The organism is Kitasatospora sp. NPDC048298 (assembly GCF_043201465.1).
Taxonomy (GTDB): domain Bacteria; phylum Actinomycetota; class Actinomycetes; order Streptomycetales; family Streptomycetaceae; genus Kitasatospora.
Map to the genome: position 1 here is coordinate 256833 of NZ_JBICYZ010000004.1, position 22769 is coordinate 279601.

General features: G+C 71.0%; 8 protein-coding genes and 1 pseudogene. 7 read left to right on the forward strand and 2 right to left on the reverse strand.

The genetic code is table 11. The annotated features are described in order from the left end of the window. Nucleotides 1-83: 83 nt before the first annotated feature. The 4 genes from ACGF0D_RS05480 (at nt 84) to ACGF0D_RS05495 (ending at nt 3734) form a co-directional block, all read left to right on the forward strand. Nucleotides 84-1529 (forward strand): replication initiator, encoded by a 1446-nt coding sequence (locus ACGF0D_RS05480; protein ID WP_392914062.1) that lies wholly within the window; start codon nt 84-86, stop codon nt 1527-1529. Further along, a complete protein-coding gene (locus ACGF0D_RS05485; protein ID WP_392914063.1) occupies nt 1529-1735 on the forward strand; it encodes a helix-turn-helix domain-containing protein in 207 nt (68 codons plus the stop codon). Before ACGF0D_RS05480 ends, ACGF0D_RS05485 begins: the two co-directional genes overlap by 1 nt. Further along, nucleotides 1735-3063 (forward strand): tyrosine-type recombinase/integrase, encoded by a 1329-nt coding sequence (locus ACGF0D_RS05490; protein ID WP_392914064.1) that lies wholly within the window; start codon nt 1735-1737, stop codon nt 3061-3063. The genes ACGF0D_RS05485 and ACGF0D_RS05490 overlap by 1 nt, the downstream gene beginning before the upstream one ends. Before the next feature lie 218 nt (nt 3064-3281). After that, entirely contained in the window at nt 3282-3734 is a 453-nt protein-coding gene (locus ACGF0D_RS05495) for a DUF5959 family protein (protein ID WP_392914065.1), read from the forward strand. Nucleotides 3735-3886: 152 nt separating this feature from the next. Here the strand turns inward: ACGF0D_RS05495 and ACGF0D_RS05500 are convergent, their stop codons facing one another. Next, nucleotides 3887-11167: an RHS repeat-associated core domain-containing protein gene (locus ACGF0D_RS05500; protein ID WP_392914066.1), complete on the reverse strand. Its 7281-nt coding sequence runs from the start codon at nt 11165-11167 to the stop codon at nt 3887-3889. 409 nt (nt 11168-11576) lie between these two features. Between ACGF0D_RS05500 and ACGF0D_RS05505 the strand changes: the two genes are divergently transcribed. Both ACGF0D_RS05505 and ACGF0D_RS05510 read left to right on the forward strand, forming a co-directional pair. Continuing rightward, a complete protein-coding gene (locus ACGF0D_RS05505; RefSeq protein ID WP_392914067.1) occupies nt 11577-15896 on the forward strand; it encodes a ricin-type beta-trefoil lectin domain protein in 4320 nt (1439 codons plus the stop codon). A 190-nt stretch (nt 15897-16086) separates the two neighbouring features. Next, complete coding sequence (locus ACGF0D_RS05510; protein ID WP_392914068.1) at nt 16087-20040, forward strand: beta-N-acetylglucosaminidase domain-containing protein; 3954 nt, start codon at nt 16087-16089, stop codon at nt 20038-20040. A gap of 312 nt (nt 20041-20352) precedes the next feature. On the opposite strand, the pseudogene ACGF0D_RS05515 reads toward ACGF0D_RS05510, so the two are convergent. Then, nucleotides 20353-20856, reverse strand: a pseudogene (locus ACGF0D_RS05515) (HNH endonuclease); the annotation flags it as partial. A gap of 495 nt (nt 20857-21351) precedes the next feature. Between ACGF0D_RS05515 and ACGF0D_RS05520 the strand changes: the two are divergent. After that, nucleotides 21352-22527 carry a mechanosensitive ion channel family protein gene (locus tag ACGF0D_RS05520; RefSeq protein WP_392878623.1) on the forward strand — a complete coding sequence of 392 codons (1176 nt, stop codon included), beginning with the start codon at nt 21352-21354 and terminating at the stop codon, nt 22525-22527. Nucleotides 22528-22769 lie beyond the last annotated feature (242 nt).

Sequence of the window (22769 nt, forward strand, 5' to 3'; positions counted from 1 at the left end):
GCCCCGAGCAGCACCAACACGCCTTCCTGCCTTGCTGGTTGCTGCTCGGGGCCACCCCACCCGACAGAAGGGACACGCCCCGAATGGTCACCCTGGAGCTGCGCCACGTGGCAAGCCCCGCCCTGCGGGACCTGATCCACCTGGTCAACCTGCCCGACTTCGACCGCGCACACCAGCAGATCGACCGCCTCGGCGGCTGCACCGAACCCGTGCGCCTGCTCGGCCAGACCACCACCATCGACACGGCAACCGGTCAAGTCCTGCGCTCCTACAACACCGCCGACGAGCCCACCGGAAACCTGCTGACGGCCTGCGGCAACCGCCGCGCCTCACGCTGCCCGGCCTGCTCCCGCGTCTACGCCGCCGACACCTTCCACCTGATCCGGGCGGGCCTGACCGGCGGCAAGAGCGTGCCGGACACCGTCCGCACCCACCCCCGCGTCTTCGCCACCCTCACCGCCCCCTCCTTCGGCCCCGTCCACAACCGCCCCACCGACGCGGGCGGCGTCCTCCGGCCGTGCCGCTGCGGCAAGCGCCACGAACCCGCGGACGCGCTGCTCGGCACACCGCTGGACCCGAAGACTTACGACTACCCGGGCGCGGTGCTGTTCAACGCCCACGCCGGAGCCCTGTGGGCGCGCTTCACGATCTACCTGCGCCGCGAGATCGCCGCCCGGCTCGGCCTGACCCAGAAGGCCGCCCGCGCCGTGCTGCGCGTCTCCTTCGCCAAGGTCGCCGAGTACCAGAAACGCGGCCTGGTCCACTTCCACGCCGTCATCCGCCTCGACGGCCCCGACGGCAGCACCCAGCCCCCGCCCCCGTCCGCCACCGTGACCCTGCTCGCCGACGCCATCCGGGCCGCCGCCGCCCGCGTCTCCGTCAGCGTCGTCTCGGATGCGGTCGGGGAACGCGAACTCGCCTGGGGCGAACAGCTCGACGTGCGCGAGATCGCCGCCTTCGGCACCGACGCCGAGCTGACCGATCACGCGGTCGCCGCCTACGTGGCCAAGTACGCCACCAAGTCCGCCGACTCCTCCGGCGCTCTCGACCGCGCCCTGTTCTGCCGCCCATGCCAGGGACGCGGCATGACCCTGACCGGCCGCGGTACCCCGCTCACGTGCACTGCCTGCGGCGGCACCGGGCAGGCCCGGCCGCTGCCCCGCCTCGCCGTCGAACGCCACGTGCGGCAGATGATCCGCACCTGCTGGGAGCTGGGCAAGCGCCCGGAGTTCGCCGGCCTCAAGCTCTGGAAGTGGGCGCACATGCTCGGCTTCCGGGGCCACTTTTCCACCAAGTCCCGCTGCTACTCGGTCACCCTCGGCCAGCTGCGCGACGACCGCCGCGCCTGGCGTACCGAACAGGCCCGCGCACACGCCAGCCTGCCCGACCTCGACCCGAGCACGACCCTCGTCATCGGCCACTGGGCCTACCACGGCTCGGGCTACAGCCCCGGCGCGCAACTCCTCGCCGCTGCCGTGTGGCACCGCAGAGAACTGGAGCGGCAGTTCACCGCTGAGGGCGGCTGCTGATGACCACACGCCTCGGGCCAGGTGCGGGCGGGGACCTGTTGACGGTTCCCCAGGTCATGGCCCGCCTCCAGCTCGGCCGCTCCGCCGTCTACGACCTGCTCCGCTCCCGGCAGCTCGCCTCCATCAGCCTCGGCCGCGCACGGCGCATCCCCGTCCACGCCCTCACTGACTTCATCCGCACCCGCCTCGAACAGGAAGCCGCCTGATGACCACACCCCGCGACACCCCCGCCTCCCGCCGCGCCCGTGCCAACGGTGACGGCACCGTCTATCAGCGCAAGGACGGCCGCTGGGAAGCCGCCGGCTACGTCCTCGCCCCCGGCAACACCAGCAAGCGCGTCAGCGTCTACGGCAATACCCGCAAGGAAGCACTCGCCAAGCTCACCGAGAAGACCGCCTCCAGCAACCGTGGCGTCCCCGTCGTCACCGCCCAGGGCAGCCTGGCCGCCTATCTGACGTACTGGCTGGAGAACGTCGCCGTCCACCAGCTCCGCGAGACCACCCACACCCGCTACACCGCCTGCACCACCCAGTACCTCATCCCCGGCCTCGGCAAGAAGAAGCTCGCCAAACTCACCGCGAAGGACGTGCGCACCTGGCTCAACGGACTGCGGACCGTCTGCCAGTGCTGCGCACGCGGCATCGACGCCCGCCGCAAGCCCGACGCGCCGGCCAGCCGCCGCCCGCGCTGCTGCGCCATCGGGAAGTGCTGCCGCAAGTACCTCTCGCCGCTGACGCTCGCCTACATCCACTCCGTGCTCAAATCGGCGCTGGAGCATGCGGTGCGCGAGGAGGAGATCCCGCGCAACGTCGCCCGTAACGTCCGCACCGGCACACCCCGGCCCCGCCGCTTCACCCCCCTCACCACCCACGAGGCCCGCACCTTCCTCGCCTCTGCACGGAACCACCGCCTCCACGCACTATTCGAACTGGCCCTGCGCACCGGCCTCCGCAAGGGCGAACTCCTCGGCCTGCGCTGGGAAGACATCGACCTCGACAACGGCACCGCCAGCATCCGCCGCACCCTCCAGCGCACCCGTACCGGCGGCCTCACCACCCTGCCGACCAAGACAATCAGCTCCGAACGCCGCATCGCCCTCCCGGCCGCCTGCGTCGCCTCGCTCCACGAGCACCGTGACCAGCAGGCCGACGAGAAGCAGCAAGCCGGCGCCGAGTGGGTGGACAACGGCCTCGTCTTCACCCGCCCCGACGGCCACCCCATCGAACCCTCCACCCTCACACGACACTTCAACGCCCTGCTCCGATGCTCCCGCCTGCGAGCGATCCGATTCCACGACCTGCGGCACTCGACCGCGACGCTCCTCCTGGAACAGGGCGTCGAACTCGTCGTCATCAAGGAACTCCTCGGTCACGCCCACATCGGCGTCACCGCGGCCGTGTACGCCCACGTCCGCCTCCGCCTCCAGCGTGACGCCATCGACCTCCTCAGCCGCACTCTCGGCAAGCCCACCGTGGCCGGCACCGGCCCCGACGACAGCGACGACCCACCGCTTTGTGCAGCCCCCGTCCGCTGACGTTGCCGTCAACTACTGCCGTCAGACCGTCCAAAGAACCGCGGTGGCCCTGCCAGAATGAACTCCGTGCATCTACTATTGCCCCGGCTGTCGCACCAAAGAACTCACCGGGGCGCGTCCGAGGAAGCCGACCGTGCCGCCCCCTCGGACGCGCTACCGGCAGATAACGACGTAGTGAATGCGAAACTGTAGACGACTATGCACGTCAGGATGGCAACATGGATTTGATCAAACTGTCAGACGGGGACAACAGCGTCCGCGTGCATATTCTGGGCCGGCGAGGACCCGGGGTCCTTCCGGTGCACGACTTGCTTGATGCGGAGATCATCGTGGAGAGCAGTTTTATTAGAGGGAACCTCAGCATCTGCTTCTATCTCTCGGATCTGGAGGAGTGGTCTCTGGCGCTGGACGCCCTCAGCGCGGGTCAGAATGTCGAATGGCTGGACAGCGGCAATGGCCCAGCAATTAGGATCGAATTGCCCAGCGATGATTGCGATGTCCCGGCAGTGCTTGTCGAGGACGCGTCCGGCTCCGGCTCATCAGCAACCATCCCGATCGTCCTGGATGACGGATGGATCGAGGAACAGCGTGAGCACCTCCGCGAAGTGGTGCGAACTTGGCCAAGCGAGGTCCTGAAGACGTCACCAGGCGCTTACGAATGGCGTCGCTAAACGACCCTCTTCGAAGCCAACAGGCTTCGACTGGCCGAGACACGTACGGGCAGAGCTTCGATGAAAGCTCTGCCCGTACGTCATTTATCGGTTTGAGATTCGGACGGGCCACCCGCAGTCACTGCGCCAGCCACATTCATCATCGGTTGCCGCTATTGCATGAACGTCCTACCCATAAACCATCCTGTGTCATCGAACGCCTCAATTGACACAGCGAATGGAATATTGCTTCCTGGGCGGTAGTGCGGCGTCGCCGAGTACATGATGGTATTACCCTTTGAGACGTATTTGGCAACTTCCTTCTCGAACTCATTCATGGGACCGTTGTCGATGGCAGCTGTCGTCCTGACGAAGTTTTCCGGCGTATTTCCTGATCCGCCCAGCGCCTTCGGAAGAAGATGCCCACGCGCATCCCCGTTGGCACCGCTCACGAAACCCGGCGGCCGCATCCTGGTTGATGCTTTATTTCCAGTGTCGACCATTTGCGGCGTAACTTCTGCGACTATTCCGGAACGTCGCCCATCAGCATCGATACTTCCGTAATCGATTTCGCCGCAGTTATGCACCAGGACCGGTGTGGTACCCGCCAGCACATAGTACGTGTGGAGGAGGCTGACGGTGAGGTTGTGGGTGGTGACGGCGTAGGGGTAGTTGCGGACGGACTGGATGGTGAGGGTGGTGCCGTCGGGCTGGCGGAGCTGTTCGCCGGGGGTCAGTTCGCCGGCGTCAACCCACTGCTGGCGGGTCTCGCTCCAGTAGGGGTGGTGGTGAGTAGAGGTGATCTTCGCCTGGTCGTCGGCCGGGGGGCCGCGCGGGCTGGCGTCGTCGGTGAGGGTGAGGTCGGTGAAGTCCTTGTCGTCGGGGGTGGTGATGGTGGCGGTGACGGTCTCGGGGCGGGTCTCGCCGGTCTGGGGGTCGGTCGCCATGACGACGTCGCCCTGCTGGATGTCCTCGATCGGCTTGAGGGTGCCGTCCCCCATCAGGACCCGCGTCCCGGTCGGGAAGCTGTTCAGGCAGCTTCCGCCGACCGATTCCTCTTCCTTGGCCGCGATCCTGGAATCCGTTCCCGCAGCGTCCGCTGCTGATTCCTTTGCCGCTTTTTCTTCTGCTGCCTTGGCTGCGGCCTTCTCGGCCGCTCTGGCTTCCGCCGCGGCCGTCTTTGCGCCGACGTACGCGGCTTCGGCTTCCCTGGCCGCGCGTTCGCCGGAGCGGATGGCGGTGTAGACCTTCTCGATCTCCCGGTAGATCTTGAGGGCCTGGAGTCCGGCCTTGATGACCTTGACGACCTTGCCCCAGGGCACCACGTTGAGCGCGGTGTTGATGCAGCCCATCACGTCGCCCTTGGTGAAGCAGTCGCGGGCGTCGTTGAAGCCGATCAGGTCGCCGACGATGTCGACCACCTTGTGTACGAGCTCGTCGCGCTTGCGCTTGCTCTCGTTGAGGTTCTTGTGCGCGGTGTCGAGTGCCTGGCCCGCGGCCCGCTCTCCCGGCGTGGGCACCGGCGGCGGGGGCACCGTGGGCGGCGACCAGCTCGCGGGGGTGATCCAGGTGTAGCCGTGACCATTGTCCATTGCGGCTGTGAGGCCGTCACACTCTGCCTGAGTGTCACACGTGGGCTTCAGACCGTTGGCGTCGGACTTGTTGATCGGGCTGTTGTTGGCGTACGCGTACGCGTTCCACTGCTGGGGATCACCGGCGTCCACGATCGGGTCGGGGCTGATGAAGCGCCCCGTCCCGGGGTCGTACTCACGGGCGCCGAGAAGCGTGAAGCCGGTCGACTTCTCCTTGGTGCCGCCGACGAAGCCCTTGTCCCCGGCCCAGACGCCCGCCGCAGGCTGGGTACCGCGCTCGTTGCCGAACGGGTCGGTGGGACGGCGGACGTGGGCGAGGGTTGCCGAGTCGACCTGTACGCCGTTGGTGCCGTGTGGATCCGCCCCTTGGTACGCCAGCGTCGACGTTCCGCTGGTCGTGGTGCGCGTGATGGACAGGCCGTTGGGCGCCCCGTAGCTGCGGACGTCGGTGACGGCCTTGCTGGTGGTGTCCAGGGTGATCTGATCCGCGCCCAGGTTGAGCGTGGTCTTGCCGGGATCACGACGGATCAGCTGGTTGCCCGACACGTCGTAGAGGTAGCTGGTCGCGCCGCTCTCGCTGGTGCCGGTGATCTGGTCGAGCTTGCCCTGACCGTTCCAGGTCAGCGTCCTGGTGCCCGGGGTGTCGGTGATCGAGGTGGTGTTGCCCGCGGCGTCGTAGGTGTACGAGGTCACCGCGGTGCCGGCCGGGCCGGTCCGGGTGGACTTCATCAGCGCGTGCGGACCGCCCGTGCCGCCGCCCGTCTTCGGGTCGGTGGACGGGGTGTTGGGGCCGGTGCCGAAGGTCTGGGTGGTGGTGACGTCCTTGGCGGCGTCGCCGGTGACGTCCTTCTGGACCAGCTTCGTGCGGTTGCCGATGAGGTCGTACTCGTACTGCTGCCAGTACGGGGCCGGACCGCCGATGCTCGGCTTGCCGGCGGTGACGGCCGGGCCGTCGGTGTTGGTGCAGGCGCCGATGCCGGGAACGTTCGGCTGCGGCTTGGTGGTCTGGGTGCCGGAGTCGGTCCAGGCCTGGGTGAGCCTCCCGAGGTAGTCGTGGGTGAAGCACTGCAGGTCGGCGACCTGGCCGTCCTGCGCGTTGCGGGCCGAGGTGACCTGGCCCAGCGGGTTGTAGGTGTAGTCGACCGAGTCCACGTGAGCGGTCTCGGCGGTCTGCTTGTCCACGATCGAGCGCGTCACCCGGCCGGTGGCGTTGTCGATCACCATCGTGGCGACCACCTGCGCGCCCGCGCCACCCACTGTCGTGCGGTACGGCCGGCCGTACGGGTCGTAGCGGACGTCGGCCACGAGGGTCGACTTCGCGGCGCCGAAGCTGCTGGTGAGTCCGCCGAACTGCCCGACGGTGTCGGTGGCGAAAGTCAGCTTCTCCCTGCCCATGCCGGCCACTGCCGGCATGGTCGTGGTTGTCAGGCGGCCTGCGGCGTTGTAGGTGTTGTCGGTCTGGTAGACCCCCGCGAGTTCCTTCTCCGCCGTCGGGATGGTGACCTTGGCGCCGAGTTCGCGGTATCCGATGTCGTAGCCGGTGATCTCCGACGTGTAGGCGTCGTTGCCCACGTATCGGGTCGAGGAGGTCGGCTTGCCCTTGGCCAGGCTGTCGTAGGTCCAGGTGGCGACCTTCTTGGCCGGGTCGGCCGTCGTGCCCTCGTAGGCTGCGATGTTGCGGCCGAGCAGGTCGGTAACGCTGGTGGCGCTCTTGCCGCGGGAGTCCGTGACGGTGACGAGGCTCTTGCTGTCGTCGTACGCCGTCGTCCCGGTGCCCGAGTCCGGGTCGGTGGACTTCACCAGTCGGCCCAGAAGGTCGTACTCATACGTCCACCGGTTGCCGGCCGCGTCCTTGCGCCAGGCCTCCTTGCCCTCCGGCATGTAGCCGTAGGTGGTCTCGTCGTACGCGCCGGTCGGGGTGTTGGCCTTGTACTGGCGCAGGGCGACCGTGTTGCCGCGGGCGTCCGACACAGTCGCGGTGGCGTAGCCGCCGGCCGGCGGGGTGGTGCGGACCTCGTCGGCTCCCAGGTAGTCCGCGTGGGTGCGCCACTGCTCGATGCCGTACGACTGGAAGATCGAGTCGACGACCCGGCCGATGCCGTCGTACTTCTTGACGGTCTGGGACGGGATCTTGCTGTCCGGCTGGACCCCGCCGTTGGGTAGGAAGAGCTGACCGCTGGGCGGCGCCTGGTCGTTGTGGTAGGCGGCGCTGGTCTTGACCTGCCAGCCGTGCGAGTCGAACAGCGCGTCGGTGATCATCCGGCCGGTTGCCCCCGAGGGGGTGCTGGCCTGGGTCTGGCGGATTCGGCCGAGGCCATCGTAGATGGTGAAGCTGGAGGTGTAGGTCTCCTCCGTGCCCTCCATGTTGCCCATCAGGGCCTGGGAGAGTACCTGCGAGGGCGCGTTGGAACCGTTGACCGAGTACGAGAACTTGCGGTTGGGACGGGTGGGGTGTGTCGCGCGGTCGTTGCCGGGGCTCCAGCCCGCGACGGCGCGGCCGAGAGAGTCGAACTCCTGCTCGCTGATCCGGCCGTTCTCGTCCTTGATCTTGAGCGCCGAGCTACGGCCCACGTCGAGGGTGCTGACGGTCTGCCAGCCCATCGGGTTGGTGTGGGTCACCTGGGTCGGCAGCTGGCCGGCCGCCGGCGAGTAGGCGGTCTTGGTCTCGGCGCCGCCCGGGTGGGTGGCGTCGGTGCGGGTCGGGTCGACGGTGCTGATGACCCGGCCGTAGTCGTCGAAGCTCGCGCGGGCGGTGGCCCGGTAGACCGGCCTGCCCGCCTCGTCGTAGCGCTCCAGGACCTCGGACGAGGTCTGCTCGGCCTTGGCGCCGGCCTGGCCGAGCGACATGTTGTCGAAGTAGGACCGGGTGTCGGCGACCGTGTTGTCCTTGGTCGCGATCTGACCGCAGGCGCCCTTGAGGACCAGGGTGCGGGAGGCCAGCAGTGTCGGCGCCCCACCGGGGCCGGTGGCGTACTCGAAGGAGGTGCAGAGCAACTGCTCGGGGTGCGCGACGTCCCCGTTGTCGTAGACCGTCAGCGGACGGGCGAACGACGTCGAGTCGTACGTGGTGGAGCTCTCACGGGTGCGCCAGTCGCCGTTGGCGAGCTTCTCGCGGTTGGTCGCCTTCAGGGCGTTGACGGCCCGGGCCGTGATCGCGGGCATGCCGCCGGACTGGTTGCGGGTGGCCGTGATCGGACCGAGCCAGGGGTCGGTGACCACGGTGGAGAGCAACTCGCCGTTGTCACCGGTGTAGTTGGCGGAGTCGCGGACGAAACCGGCCAGGACGTTCTCGTCCTTGATGGTGCCGCCGTGGGCGTCCTTCACCGACACCTGGCGGGTGGTGCCGTTGGCGAGGACGTCGCCGTCCATGCCTCGCAGGAAGGTCGTCACCGACTTGGTGCGGGGCGCCTCGAGGTCGCTGCCGCTGCCGCTGCGGGTGGTGACCGTCGCGTACCCGCGGAACTGGTCCCAGGTGCGCGCCTTGGGGTCGGCCATCTCGGAGTCGTTGCGGTGCCAGGCCGCGCCGCCGCCGTACTCGTAGTCGGTGACGACCGCGGGCTGGCCGCCGGCGACCGAGTCCTCCTGGGTGACCGACTGCACGATGATCTTGTTGAACCAGTCGTTGACCGGGTCCGGCGCGGTCTGCCCGGGCAGGTACCACTTGACCGGCATGCAGGCCATCGTGTTGCTGTCCTCGGACGCCGGCATCTTCCCGCCGGCCTCGCGCGAGCACTCGGCGGCCCGGTACACGACGTTGATCAGGCCGCCGGTCTCGGTGGTGATCTTCTGGATGCGCGGACGCTTGTACGGCTCGATCGAGGCCGAGGTGCCGTCCGGCTGGACGATCCGGCCCGTGACGCGGTTGGCGATCTGCAGCGGCTGGAAGTACACCGCGGGCAGGGTGATCGGTGTGCGGTCGTTGCTGCCGGTGCGCTGGATCGAGTCCAGCCAGAGCGACGGCGAGGTGCCGTCGCCCGGTTCCTGGAAGGACTGGTTGAGGGCGTAGGAGTCGATCGGGCGGTACTTGGCGCCGTCCCAGACCTCGGTGTCGACCTTCGTCAGGCGCTTGGTGGTCCAGAAGGTCGGCGAGTAGACGGTGCAGTCACCGGTCGCGTCGCAGTTCTGGTCGACCGGGGTGTCCGGCCAGCGCTTGGCGTTGGCCTTGGTCCGCAGGGACGGATCGCAGCTGAAGTCCTTGTCCGGCAGGCAGCGTTCGGCGGCGCGGAACCACACCTGGGCGGCCGGGTTGGCCTTGCCCTTGGCCGCGATCTGGTCGGGCAGGCGCTGGCCGTAGCCGACCCAGGTCGGGTAGCTCGCCCGCTGGTACTGCGTCCGGGTGCCGTTGCCGTTGTTCTGGCCGCCGCCCCGGGCGTAGTAGTTCTGCTCCTGGTCGTACCGGTAGGTGATCAGGTTCTGGTGCGGGTCGACGACGTAGTCCAGCGACCACTGCCAGCCCATCTGGTTCCAGGAGTTGGTGGCCGGTGAACCGGTCTTCAGACACGGGTCCTGGCCGCCGGGCCAGTAGACCGGCACGGTGGAGACCGAGTTACTGGCCTGGTCGGTGCCGTCGCCGCCGGGCAGGTGGTTGGCCCCGAAGTAGTACTGGGTGCCCTCGGTGGTGGTGATCCGCCAGGCCTCGCCGTTCCAGGCACCGTTGTTCTGGCCGGTCAGCCGCTCGACCTTGGTGCCGTCCTCGCCCTGGAGGTGCCACTCACAGGACTTGTCGTCCTTGACCAGCTGGCCCGCATGGCCCGCGAGCGAGAGCTGGAGCAGGTCGCCGCCCCAGCACTGGTCGCCCGACTTGTCGATCCCCGCGTCCTTGCAGCCCTTGTAGGAGCGCACGATGGAGCCCGGGTTCCAGTCCCAGCCCTCGCCGACCCAGGACGGCTGGGCATTGGTGGAGGCGGTCTTGCCGTCCACCGCGGAGGAGTCGTAACCGAGCGAGACGTCGGGGGCCGGGCCAGCCAGCGTGGAGGGCAGTTCGGCGGTGTAGCCGTAGGTGAAGTTGCCCGCGTTACCGCCGGCCTGCCAGGAGGCGGACGGGGTGATCGGCGAGGCGCTGAAGTCACCGCCACTGCCCTTGGCCTCCGCCTCGACGGCGAGTGCCACGGCCGAAGCGGTGCCGGCCGGGCTCCCGGAGGCCCCGGAGGCGAAGGACTTGGCGGCGACGGAGGTGGTCGGCTGCGGAACGTCGACCTCGGCCACCAGACGGCCGGTCGCGGCGTCCCGATGCGACGGGACCGGGGTGCGCGTGCCGCAGCCGGCGGCTCCCGGAGTCGTCAGCGCGCAACCGGGCAGCTGGACGATCCGGGCTCGCGAGGCCCAGTTGGCGCCGGCGTTCTTCGCCCAGGCCTGGATGTCGATTCCCACCTGGACCCGACCGGCCTGAGCACCCTCACCGGTGTCGGTGACGCCCAGCAGGGCGCCGTTCACACCCGCGGCGTTGGTCCGGGCCTGGTCGGCCAGTTCGATCTGGAGCGCCGGGGATTGGGGCGCCGATGAGGCCTCCTGGGCCGCCGGCGCCGCGAGGGCGGCCGGCTTCGTGCCGGGCGCCGGGGCGACCCAGACCGGCAGCGAACCGGCCTGCACGGGGACGGAGGTCGGCGTCGTGTCGGTCGCCGACGGCGCCAAGGCGGCGCCGGCACCGGCACCGGCACCGCCGAGGACGGCGGTGGCTCGGCCGGCCGGCGGGCTGGAGTCAGCCGGCGGCGACCACTTCTTGCCCGGGTCCGGAGTGTGGCCGGCGGGCTTGCCGTCGGCGCCCTTCACCGGCTGGGCGTCCGGAACCGGCGTATTCGGTGGCACCCACACGTCGGGAGGGGCGGCCGCTTGGGCGACCGCCTCCACCGAAGGGAGTGTCACCACGGACATGGTGACGGCCAGAGCCGCCACCACGGCCACCCGCAAACTTCGCGGACGGGTGAACAGGCGGACAGAACGAGACAACTGATCCCCCCACAGATTGTCGGAGCTCGAATCGGGCCGACCGGACCGGCCCAGGCCCCCGGCACCTTAGGCGCACACGACCGATCAAAAGTAGGAAAGAAGTAAAAGCTTCCCCTGTGATCAATGTCACCCGGAGAGCAAGGCGTTACCACCCCGACAACTCGGACACCTCGTCGACAAAACGCTTTGACAGCGAAGCAAATGTGAAGGCAGCGTGCGTCCGATCTCTGCTCACATCACCAATGACGAGGGGGTCTTCATGTCGAGGTCACATCCTCCATCTCCGTCCTTTTCGCGACGACCTGCGGGAATCCGGACATTCCGAGTGGCTCTCCTGCCGCTCGCTTGCACGGCCGTCCTCTCCCTGGGCGCCGGGCTGCTGGCGGTACCCGGAATCGCGGCAGCGGCTCCCGCCGACCGCAACCACGGTCCCGCCGACGCCTCGTGGCCGACGCCACCCGCCAAGGGGCAGCCCGACTCCCGCTCGGCGCGGACCGAGGCGATACGCGCCGCCCAGGCGAAGGCGAAGAGCACCGGGAAGCCCATCGTGGTCGACTCCATGACCACGGGTGGCAGCCAGACCACGGCCAACCCGGACGGCACGCTGACCACCGACTCCTCGCCCGTGGTGGAGCGGGTCAAGAACGCCGACGGCACCTGGCGCGCCGTGGACGCGACGCTGCGGACCACCCCCGACGGGACGGTCACGCCCACCGCCGTGCCCTCCGGCCTCACCTTCTCCGGAGGCGGCACCGGCGCGCTGGCCACCATGGCCACCACGGACGGCAAGAAGCTGTCGATCAAGGCACCGTTCACTCTGCCAAAGCCCGAACTCTCCGGCAGCAGTGCCCTCTACCGCTCCGTCCTGCCCGACGTCGACCTGGAACTGAGCGCCACTCCCGCCGGTGGCTTGCGCCAGGTCCTGATCGTGCGCACCGCCCAGGCGGCGGCCGACCCGAAGATCCAGAAGCTGCACCTCGACACGGCCGTCGACGGACTGACCGTCAAGGCGGACGCCACCGGCAACCTGTCGGCCGAGGACGCCTCCGGCAAGGCCCGCTTCACGGCTCCGGCACCCGTCATGTGGGACTCGTCCACCGCTCCGGTCCCGGAGCCCAAGGCCGCGGCTCAGTCCGCCGCAGCACCCGCCGCGGACGGCACGGCGGAGGCCGTCGGGTCCGACAGCAAGGCTCCCGGCCCCGGCGCCCGGACCGCGCCGATCGCCACCTCCGTCAGCGGCGGCGGCATCGACCTGGTGCCGGACGCCTCGCTCCTCGGGCAGGGCACCGGCCCCTGGTTCATCGACCCCGGTTGGAACCCCAGTGTCGACAACGGCACCCAGGCCTGGGCCCAGGTGCAGTCGGCCTACCCGGGGACGATGGAGTACAACGGCACGCAGCTCGGCCAGGACACGCCTGCGGCCGGCTACTGCGGCTACATCGACACGAGAAACCGCTGTGAGAAGGAGGGCAAGGAACGCGCCTACTTCCAGCTGGGTCTGAACTCGGCGTTCTGGGACTCGACCGTTCTCACCGCCAAGCTCTACGCCACCGTCGCCGAGTCATCCAGCCCCTCGACCTCCACTCCGATGGGTCTGTACTCGACCGGGGCGGGCAACAGCAACCCGATCAACCAGTGGACGCGCTGGAACGCCCAGCCCTGCCCCGAGCCGTGGAACTGCTCCAAGGTCGGCATGAACTGGATCTCCGGCGGCGGCGGCAAGGAGTTCGACGTCTACAGCCAGATGGTCCAGGCCGCCCGCGAGCACTGGGACGGCTGGACCTTCATGTTCGCCCCCGACGACGAGGGCAACAAGTACTACCGCCAGCGGTGGGCCAACAACCCACACATCGTGGTGACCTACGACTTCACACCCCACGTCGGCGACCCCACCACCAGCCCGAACCCGGGCTTCGCGCGCGACGCGACCTCCGACCTGTGCCAGACCCGCGGCACCACCAACCCCTGGGACAACCCGGGCTGGGTCGGGATCAACACCGACATCACCCTCAGCGCGGACACCTGGTCGCCGACCGGCGAGCAGCTCTGGACCGCGTTCAAGATCTGGGATGACGACGACAACGGCTCCTCGAAGCTCTACGAGACCGGCTGGGCGGCGAGTTCGGGCCGCAAGTACGCGAGCGTCGGGTCGCTGATCGACGGCCACCAGTACGGCTGGTTCGCCGCCACCACCGACGGCACGCTCGCCAGCGGCAACAGCCGGATGTGCTTCCTGCGAGTCGACCGGACTCCGCCGACCGCCCGCATCACCTCGACGGACTTCCCCGAGTCGGGCACCCTGGGCGGGCACCCCAAGCGCGTCGGCGAGCCCGGTTCCTTCGTCCTGACCGGCACCGACCCGGCCCCGGCCACCGGTGGCCGTTCCTCCGGCCTGGCCTGCGCACGCTGGACCACCGACCCGATCCAGGCGTCGGCCACCGGCTGGAACTGCAACGACGGCGGCAACGTCGTCAAGATGAACGGCGACGGCAGCTTCGAGCTGAAGAACTTCATCGCCAACCACTGGGGGACGAACTTCCTCTACCTGCAGACCCAGGACAACGCCGGCAACATGTCCCAGCCGGTCGCGTACACCTTCTTCGTGCCGAGCAACCCCGCCGCCGGCGACCCGGTCATGGGCGACATCGACGGCGACCGGAAGGCCGACGTCCTGCTGCCCGACGGCACCGGCTCCTTGCGCCTGGTCGGCGCGAACGCCGACCCGTACGCGGCGCCGAACACCAAGCCGGCCTCGGCGCCGGGGGCGGCCGACAACCAGGACTGGAGCACCGTACAGATCACCCACCGGGGCTCGTTCAGCGACCGGAACGTCGACGATCTGATCGCCCACGCTCCCGGGGCCGGCAAGCTCTACCTGTACGCCAACGACGACACGGCCGGGCATCTCGACGGTCAGGCGGCCTTCGAGCTCTCGAAGAGCCGCGCGTGCATCCTGCCCGACTACACGCCGATCGACTGTGCGACGTACGACAACGGCGGCGACTGGTCCGCGGTGACCCAGATCGCGGCGTTCGGATCACCCACCGGCGACACTCCCAGGAACCCCGGGACCAACATGGCCGGTCTGCCGAACTCCTCGCTGCTCTTCGTCGAACACGGTCGGCTGTGGCTCGGCCAACAGGACACCAACAAGCACCTCGACGGCCCCACCATCCTGCTGTCGGAACCGGACCTGCTCAAGGACAAGCAGGACTGGGACTACTACGACCTGATCACCCCCGGTCCGGCCAAGGGGACGAACATCCCCACCCTGTGGGCCCGTTCGAAGACCGACGGCACCATCCACGCCTACCAGTTGGCGGCCGCTCCCGGGAACACCTTCGACGCTTCCGCGTTCTCCAGCCCCACCAAGGGCTGGCTGGCCAACGGCGTCGACCCCAAGCTGTACCCGAAGGTGGGTTCCAACGGCGACGTCACCGCTGACGGCGTCCCGGATCTCTGGGCCGTGGACACCAACAACCAGCTGGTCGCCTGGGCCGGCATCGGCACCAAGGCGCCCGCCGCCACCAGCGGCGCGACCGTGACCGGCCTGGAGAAGGCCCCGGTCGCGCTCGGCAACCTCAACCGCCCCGCCGGCAACTGGCTGGCCGCGCACGACGGCACCAACACCGTCCGCGACGGGCAGAAGCGCGCCGACGGGTGGGCCACGAACGTCGGCTGGGGCCCGGAGACCGTGGACGGCCGGCCGGCCACCGTGGGCTACTTCAACCCCGGCGTCGGCTCGAACGTCACCATGACGGGGCCGGTGGTCGACACCCGCAAGAGCTTCACCGTCTCCGCCTGGGCCTTGTCCGGATCGGCCGGCGGCGTGGTCGCCAGCCAGGAGACCGCGCACGGCAGCAACTTCCTGCTCTACAGCGACGGCGCGGGCAGGAACTGGCACTTCGCCCTGGCGACTTCGGACGACGACACCTGGTCGTACGACTACACCGACACGGAGAACGCCGCCGCCCAGACCCGGCTCGGTGTCTGGACGCGGCTGACCGCCTCCTACAACGCCGACACCGGGGCGATGGCGCTCTACGTCGACGGCGTCCTGGCCGGCACCAAGGTCCACCGGGCCGGCGCCAGCCCTGCGTCCTCGGGGCCGTTCACGCTGGGCCGGTACAGGTACCAGTCCAAGCCGTCCACGAGTTTCGACGGAGCCATCAGCAGCACCGCCGTCTACCCGTTCGCGGTGGCTCCGAGCGCGCCGGGCCTCACCAGCGTGGTCCGCTCGGGCGTCGACTCGAACATGTGCGTGGACGACGTCAACGCGAGCACCGCCAACGGCAACCCGATCATGCTGGTGACCTGCAACGGGAGCGAGGCGCAGCAGCTCGCCCTCGGGAACGACGGCACCGTCCGGGTCAAGGGCGGGTGCATCGCCACGGTGAACGCCGGCACGACCGACGGGACTCAGCTCGAGTACCGCACCTGCGACGGCACGGCGGCGCAGAAGTGGATCCCGCTGGCGAACGGCGCGCTGTTCCACCCGGTCTCCGGCAAGTGCTTCGAGATCCCCGGCGGGCCGGCGGCCAACGGCACACGGCTCCAGATCGCGGGCTGCGGCTACTGGGCGAACCAGCAGTGGAGCATCCCGACGCTGAAGTCGGCCGTGCTTCCCGCTCCGCCGCGCTCCTGACCTCCGGGTTCCGAGTGGGCGGCAGGGCCCGCGTCGCCGGTCGGCGGCGCGGGCCCTGCGCGTTGTCGGGTGCCCTTCGGAGAGGGAGGAATGGGGCAACTCAGGCATATCAGTCGACGGCGTTGACACCCGGGTTGGCCAGCTGGTGGGGTTGCCGGAGATGTGGTCGTGGCCTGGCGAGGAGGCTCCTGTGCAAGCCCGAGTGTCCGTTGCGGCCGGGCGGCGGCTGCGGTCGCAGTTGGAGCAGAGTCCCGCGTTGCGGGACGTCGTGCAGCACCCCGCGGCGGTGGCGGCGCGGCGGGCGACGGCGCGGACGTGCCGTCAGCTGGCGCCGCGTACGGCGGACCGGCTGATCGCCGATCTCAAGGGGACGGAGCCGTTGCTGGCGTCCGTGCGGGAGGAGCGGGCCGAGCGGGCCGCCGGGCGGCCGGGGCGGCGGGCGATACAGATAGCCGCCGGGGTCGCGGCCGCGGCGGTGGTCGGCGGGCTGCTGGCCGGCTCGGTGCCGTCGACGGCGTACGCGGCGCCCGCCGCGGCCTCGGCGCCGGACGTGGTGGGCGCCGCGCCGCAGACGCCGCTGGGCAGCGTGACCGACCCGAAGGTGTTCCCGAAGCCGCAGCAGCAGACGGTGACGGGCAGGCCCGTCGCGGTGCCGTCGGCCGTGACGCTGGTGACCGCGCCCAAGGTGGACCAGGGCGCGGTGCGGGCCGTCCACGAGGTGCTGGAGGTCGCCGGGGCGACCGAGGTGACGCCGCAGCCGGACGCCGGAACGCCGGCCGCCGGCACGCTGGTGGTGTACGTCGGCGGGCCCGCCGAGGGCGCCGGCGGCGAGACCGGCCGGGTGCTGCGGCAGTTGGCGGTCGCGGCGGGCGGCAAGGAGGATGCCGCGCCCTCGACCGCGGGGATGCCGGCCGGCGGGTACGTGCTGTCGGTCGGTCAGCTGCCCGCCCAGGGCGGCGGGACGTACGGCGTCGTGGTGCTGTCCGGCGTGGACGCCACCGGCACCTTCTACGCCGCGCAGAGCCTGCGTCAGCTGCTCGCCGCCGTACCGGCCGGGCAGGGGCAGGCGCCGGGTGCGGCCGGGCTCGGACTGCCCGGGATCACGCTGCGGGACTGGCCGACCGGCGCGCCGGTGCGCGGCACCGCCGAGGCCTTCTACGGCACCCCGTGGACCGCCCAGCAGCGGCTGGAGCAGGTCGACTTCCTGGGCCGCTCCAAGCAGAACTTCTACCTCTACGCGCCCGGTGACGACCCGTACCGGCTCTCCCGCTGGCGCAACGCCTACCCCGCGGCCCAGGCCGAGGAGCTGCGCGAGCTGGGCTTCCGGGCGCGGCAGAACCACGTCACGCTCGGCTACGCGATCGACCCGGGGCAGTCCCTCTGCTTCAGCTCCGGCAAGGACGTGGACGCGCTGGTGAACAAGCTGGACGGGCTGCGCAAGCTCGGCTTCACCGCCTTCCAGCTGCAGTTCCTGGACGTCAGCTACGACGAGTGGCACTGCGGCGACGACCGCGACGAGTACGGCACCGGGCCCGCCGCGGCCGCCAAGGCCCAGGCCGAGCTGGTGAAGAAGGTGCAGGACCGGCTGGTGGCGCGGAACCCGGGCCTGGCGCCGCTGTCCGTCGTCCCCACCGAGTACCACCAGCAGGGCGCCACCCCGTACCGCAAGGCGCTGGCGGCGGCGCTGCCGGAGGGCGTCCAGGTGGCGTGGAGCGGGGTCGGGGTGATCCCGGAGAAGATCACCGGCGCCCAGGCCTCGGACACCGCCGGGCTGTACGGGCACCCGCTGCTCACCATGGACAACTACCCGGTCAACGACGCCACCCCGGACCGGCTCTTCCTCGGCGCCTACGCCGGGCGCGACCCGGAGGTGGCCACCCGCTCGGCGGCTCTGCTGACCGGCGCGATGCAGCAGCCGGTGGCTTCCCGGATCGCCCTCTCGACGGCCGGCGACTTCGCCTGGAACCCGGCCGGGTACAAGCCGGAGGAGTCCTGGCAGGCCGCCGTGCGCTCGCTGGCCGGGCCGACCGGCGCCGCCCCGACGCCCGCCGGGACGGCGCTGTCGGCGGTCACCGCGCTGGCCGGGAACAGCACTTCGTCCCCGCTGTCCAAGCAGGAGTCCGGCTATCTGACGCCGCTGCTGGACCGCTTCTGGGCGGCCGCCGAGCCTACCTCGGGCGCCACCCCCGACGTCGCCCGACTGGTCGAGGCCGCCGCCCCGCTGCGGGAGGCCTTCGCCACCATGGCCACCGCCCAGCAGACCCTGGCCGGCACCCCGGCCACCGCCCAGCTGGCCGGCGAGGCCGCGCCCTGGCTGGGCCCGCTGCGCGACTACGGGCTGGCCGGGCAGGCCGCCCTGGACATGCTGCTGGCGCAGCGCGGCGGCGACGGCACCGCGGCCTGGAAGGCCCGGGTCGAGCTCAACCGGCTGCGCGAGCAGCTGGACCGGGCCCCGGCCACCGTCGGCGCCGGGGTGCTCGGCCCGTTCCTGGACCGCGCCGTGCGCGCCGCCGACAACTGGGCGGGCGTGGGCGGCGGCGCGCTCACCCCGACCACCACCATGGGCACCGCGCAGGACCACCTGCCCGCGCTGATGACCGACGGCGTGGCCGACACCTTCTACTGGAGCTCCGCTCCGCCGCAGCCCGGCGACGCGGTCGGCCTGGACCTCGGCGCGGGCCGCCCGGTCAGCGGCGTGACCGTGCTGATGGGCGGCTGGGGCAACGGCCCGGACGCCCGGACCGCCTCGGACGACTACATCCGCGACGGCGTGCTGGAGTACACGACCGGCGAGGGCGGCTGGAAGCAGCTCGCCGTGGTCAGGAACCAGAAGACGGTCAGCGCCCAGCTCCCGCCGGGCACCGTGGTACGGGCGGTGCGGCTGCGGGCCACCACCGCGCAGAAGACCGCCGTCGCGGTGCGCGAGTTCACCGTCACCGCCCCGGACGAGTCCCCGGCCAGCGTCAGCGGCGGTCCCGACGCGGTGCCCGGCTCCTCCGCCTCCGCCGTGCTGGACGGCAACCCGGACACCGCGTACCGGGCCGCCAAGGCACCGACGGCGATGGACGAACCGCTCGTCGTCGAGCTCGGCGCGGCCCGCCCGCTGGACCGGCTCACCGTGCTGACCGACCCGGCCGTGCACGCCACCGCCACCCTCGCGGTGCGCCGGGCCGACGGCACCTGGGCCGACCTCGGCACCGTGCAGCCCGGCTACAACGAGCTGTCGGCCGGTGGGCTGCCCGCCGACGCGTTCCGGCTGACCTGGCGGCCCGGCGGCGACCCGCCGGTGGTCAACCAGGTGATCCCGTGGTACGCGGACGCCCCGGCGGCCCGGCTCAGCCTCGCCGACCCGGCCCTGGACGTGGTCACCGGCGCCCCGGCCCCGGTGACGACCCGGGCCACCGTGGAGGCCGGCCGCCCCGAGGGCACCACCGGCGAGCTGCGCACCGAGGTGCCGGCCGCCGCCAAGGGCCTGACCGTGACCCCGGCCGGCCCGGTGAGCGTGCCGCGCGGCGGCCGGGTGGGCGTGCCGCTGCTGGTGAGCGCCGCCGCGGACACGCCGTCCGGGACGTACCAGGTGCCGGTGCAGTTCGTGGCCGGCGGCACCACCGTCCGGCAGGTCCTCCAGGTGCACGTGGTGCCGCCCACCGGCGGTCCTGACCTGGCGCCCGGCGCCAAGGCCACCTCCTCGGGCGACGAGACGGCGGCCTTCCCGGCCTCGGCGGTCAACGACGGCGATCCGAAGACCCGCTGGTCCTCGCCGGCCAAGGACGACGCCTGGGTGCGGCTGGAGCTGCCGCAGCCGACCAGGCTGGGCGCGGCGGTGCTGCACTGGCAGGCCGCGTACGCCGCCTCGTACCGGATCCAGGTCTCGACGGACGGGAACACCTGGACGAACGCGGCGACGGTGGACAACGGCAAGGGCGGCGACGAGACGGTCCGCTTCGACGCGCCCGGGGTCCGGTACGTCCGGGTGCAGGGCGTGGCGCGGGCGACCAAGTACGGCTACTCGCTGTTCGGCATCGAGCTGTACGCCGTGACCCCGCCGGCCGCGCCGCAGCCCCCGGCCGGCGGCCAGCCCGCGCAGCCCGGCGGCGTGCCGGGCGGCCCCGCGGCGCCTCCCGCGACGGCGCAGAAGCCGTAGCCGTGGCCCGTAGCCGTAGCCGTGGCCGCAGCCGTGGCCGTGGCCGGGCAGGGAGCCGGGCCGGGACCCGGAGAACGCGGCGGGCCGCCGGCTCCCCTGTGCGGGGGGCTCGGCGGCCCATGAGGCGCGTACCGACGGTGTGACGGGCGGGCCCTTGTGGAGCTGCGGTCAGGCGGAGAGCGGTTCGGGCTGCTCGCCGCGGCGGACGGGGGCTGGGTGGGCGGGGTGCGCCCGGCCGAGCGGGACGGGGTGGACCGGCTGCTCGGTATGGTCGTGGTGCTCGTACTCGCCCCACTGCGGGGCGCGCAGCTGGTCGCCGCCGCCGTAGGGCTCCAGGTAGGGCCGCCACCGCGGGTCCTTGATCCCGGTGCCGATGATGCGCCAGGCCAGGCCGCTGGGCGGCGCGGGTGGTCGCTTCATCCGCCAGCCGAGCTCGGTGAGGTGGCGGTCGGCCTTGGTGTGGTTGCAGCGGCGGCAGGCCGCCACCACGTTGTCCCACCGGTGCTGGCCACCGCGGCTGCGCGGGATGACGTGGTCGACGCTGGTGGCGGCGGCCCCGCAGTAGACGCAGCGGCCGTGGTCGCGGGCGAACAGCGCCCGGCGGGTGAGCGGGACGGGCCCGCAGAACGGGACCCGCACGAAGCGGGTCAGTCGGACGACGGACGGCGCCGGAAGGGCGCTGGTGGCGCTGTGCAGAGTGACTCCCGAGTCCTCCAGGCTGACCGCCTTGTGGTTGAGGACCAGGATGAGTGCGCGGCGCATCGATACGACGCCGAGTGGCTCGTAGGACGCGTTGAGGACCAGGACATGCGGCACGGATGCCTCCTTGGACGCCTGCGGCGCGTGGCTCGCGCCGGGACGAGCGGTTGGACCGCGCCACGCGTGCGCGATCTCCCCCAGTGTCGCCTTACGCCTTTGTACGGCGCCACCACTCCTGTGTAACGGACCTGACTTGAACTCCGGGTGTGGTCTCTGTCATAGCCGGTATGCCCGGGGGAAGGTCGGGTTGCACCCGGGTGGCGGTGCGGTGCGCCCCGGCGCCCCTGCCGGGTGGCCCTCCGAGGGCACGGTTCGGCCGTCCGGAGCAGTGCCCCGACTGCCCCGGGCGGCCTGGTGGTACTGGTGCGCGGGGAGCGTACGGGGGCGTTGACGGGGCGTTCGGAACGCTCCGTACGCCCTCGGGCACGCTCGTGGGAGGTTCCCGGCGCGTCAGGGCGGGCCGACGGTGGCGGATAGGCTGACGCTCTCGGTCCGCGGGCCGCTCGTCGGCGGTGCGGGCCGAACACGCACCCCCGTCAGGAAGGCCCGCACGTGTTCAGCTCCGGTGCAACCGGTCCGTCCGACGCGTCCTCGACGCTCTCCACCCCGACGCCGGCCCCAAGCCCCACCGCGCAGCTGCCCGAGCTCGACCTGCGGATACCGACCAGCGCGCAGGAGGTCTCGGACACCACCCGGCAGGCCGCCAGCTGGTTCGACACCCACTGGCAGGGCTGGCTCGCCGCGGGGCTGCGGATCGTCTTCATCATCATGCTGGCGCTGGTGCTGCGGGCCATGGTGCGCAAGCTCATCACCCAGCTGATCGGGCGGATGGCGCGCTCCTCGGAGAACCAGGAGGAGAGCCGGCTGGGCGGGCTGCTGGCCAACACCGGGGTGGTGAACACGGAACGGCGCCAGCAGCGCTCGGAGGCGATCGGCTCGGTACTGCGCAGCGTGGCCTCCTTCACCATCCTGGGCACGGCGGCGCTGATGGTGCTCTCCGCGCTGGGGGTGAACCTGGCGCCGCTGCTGGCGAGCGCCGGTGTGGCCGGTGTGGCGATCGGTTTCGGCGCCCGCAACCTGGTCACCGACTTCCTCTCCGGGGTCTTCATGATCATGGAGGACCAGTACGGCGTCGGCGACGAGATCGACACCGGGGTGGCCACCGGCACGGTGCTGGAGGTCGGCCTGCGGGTGACCAAGCTGCGCGGCGCCAACGGCGAGATCTGGTACATCCGCAACGGCGAGGTGAAGCGGATCGCCAACATGAGCCAGGGCTGGGCGACCGCCTCGGTGGACGTGCAGGTCGGGTACAAGGAGGACCTGGTCCGGGTCGAGGACCTGATCCTGGCGACGGCCGAGGGGATGGCCAAGGAGGCCCCGTACGACGAGCTGATCTGGGCGCCGGTGTCGATCCTGGGCGTGGAGTCGGTCGCCTCCGACTCGGTGGTGGTGCGGATCGAGGCCCGGACCGCCCCGGGCAAGGCGGCGGCCGTCTCCCGGGCGCTGCGCCAGCGGCTGAAGGTGGCCTTCGACCAGGCCGGGATCAAGGTCAAGGAGGAGGTCCCGGCAGCGACGGCCGGGGCGACCGGCGTGGTGATCGCCCCCTCGCCGGTGCCCGCCGCCGAGCAGGCCGCGCCCTCCGCACTGGCCGACCCGGGCTCACCGCGCTACCGGGCGACCGAGCCGATCCCGGTGGCGAAGGGGGCTGACGACCCCTCGAAGCCGTAGCGGTCCGGCGCCACGGACCCGTCCACGAGGCCCCGCTCCCACCCGAACACGGTGGGGGCGGGGCCTCGTGCTGTCCGGACACCGTCCGGTAACGCTTCGGCATCCTCCGCTCCGCCGACCATTGACACCCCGCTGACACGGCCCTTACGGTCCTTCCCAAGCGACTGGAAAGTTTCCTAACAGTTCTTCAAGTCTCTTCCAGGCCCCTCCCCGCCCTTCCCCGACCGTTCTCCCGACCAGCC